Origin of the sequence: Microbacterium sp. K41, from assembly GCF_004794395.1 — a bacterium.
GTDB classification, from domain to species: Bacteria; Actinomycetota; Actinomycetes; order Actinomycetales; family Microbacteriaceae; genus Microbacterium; species Microbacterium sufflavum.
This window is the reverse complement of the sequence record NZ_SSDO01000096.1, coordinates 1-1,460: the sequence shown is the minus strand read 5'-3', so window position 1 is coordinate 1,460 and position 1,460 is coordinate 1. Positions and strand designations below refer to the sequence as shown.

Annotated in this window: 2 protein-coding genes; both read left to right on the top strand. The window is 75.3% G+C overall.

Features of this window, described 5'->3' with window-relative positions; genetic code table 11:
- Positions 1 to 373 (top strand): aminotransferase class V-fold PLP-dependent enzyme (locus DW309_RS01925; RefSeq protein ID WP_136044393.1); only part of this gene is annotated, 373 nt, incomplete at its 5' end.
- Positions 374 to 395: 22 nt separating this feature from the next.
- Entirely contained in the window at positions 396 to 1,340 is a 945-nt protein-coding gene (locus DW309_RS01920; protein WP_342590361.1) for a glycosyltransferase family 2 protein, read from the top strand.
- Positions 1,341 to 1,460 lie beyond the last annotated feature (120 nt).

Here is a 1,460-nt window from a genome sequence, read left to right as displayed (position 1 = left end):
CGAGGTCGCGGGGGCGCGGATCGGCGCCGCGACCGGACGCTTCATCGCCGAGGTGCTGCGGCGGGGGCCGGAGGCGGCGCTCACGGGCGACCCCGTGCGCCGTCTGCCCGCCACGGCCAGCTTCACGATCGCGGGGGTGAGCGGCGAGGCGGTGCTGCTGGAGCTGGAGCGGCGCGGCGTCATCTCGTCCAGCGGCTCCGCGTGCGCGGCGGGCAGCGACGAGCCGTCGCACGTGATGCTCGCGTGCGGCGTCGACCCCGCGGTCGCCCAGACCTCGGTGCGCTTCACGTTCGGGCGCACCCCCCTCCCGGACGACGCGCCGGAGCGCCTCGCCGCCCTCGTCGCCGCCTCGGTGGACGCCGTCCGCGGATGAGCTGCGGCTCTAGACTCGGCTGGTGACCGACGCCCCGCTCGTGACCCTGGTCGTGCCAGGACGCGACATCGCCGCCTTCGCCCCCGCCGCGCTCGACTCGCTGCGCGCGCAGACCGAGCGACGCTGGCGTGCCATCCTCATCGACGACGGCTCGACCGACGACACGGGCGCGATCTTCGACGCCGCCGCGGCCGCGGATCCGCGGTTCACGTCGATGCGTCACGCCGCCTCCCGCGGCCTCGGTGCCGCGCGCAACGTGGGACTCTCGCTCGTGGACACCCCGTACACCGGGTTCCTCGACGCGGACGACGAACTGCGCCCCACGGCGCTCGCCCGACTGCTCGGCACGCTCGAGGAGACCGGAAGCGACCTCGCCGCCGGCGCGTACGTGCGGTCGCGGTGGCAGGGCGACCGCTACGTCGCGGGACGCGTGCAGCCGTGGGTCGCCGCCGCCACCGCCCCCGAGCGACGCGCCACCACGCTCGGCGAGCACCCCGCGGCCGCGTCGAACATCGTCGCGTGGTCGAAGGTGAGCAGGACCCCGCTGTGGACCGACCTCCGCTTCCCCGAGGGCGTCGCCTACGAGGACCAGGTCGTCGCGCAGACCCTGTACACCCGCGCCGGGGCGTTCGACGTCATCCCCGACGTCGTCGTCGAGTGGCGGGTCAGGGCCGACGGCACGTCGATCACGCAGAGCAAGGCCCAGCTCCCCGTGCTCCGCGACTACCTCACGGCCCTCCGCGGCGGCATCGCGGTGCTGCACGCCGCCGGGGAGCACGCCGCCGTCACCGCCCGCCTCGACCTCATCCTGGCGATGGACGTCCCTCCCCTGCTCGACATCGCCCGTACGCACCCCGACCCGGCGTACGACGCCGAGGTGCAGGCCTTCCTGGCCGAGCTGCGGGCGCTGCCGGAGTTCGCCGACGCCGCTCCCGATCCCGCGCTCGCCGACGCCCTGAACTGGTGAGCCCGACCCCCGAAAGGCCGCCCGCATGAACGCCTACCTCGACTCGCTGTTCTCGCTCGACGGTCGCACGGCCGTGGTGACCGGCGGCAGCTCCGGCATCGGCCGCGGCATCGCCACCGC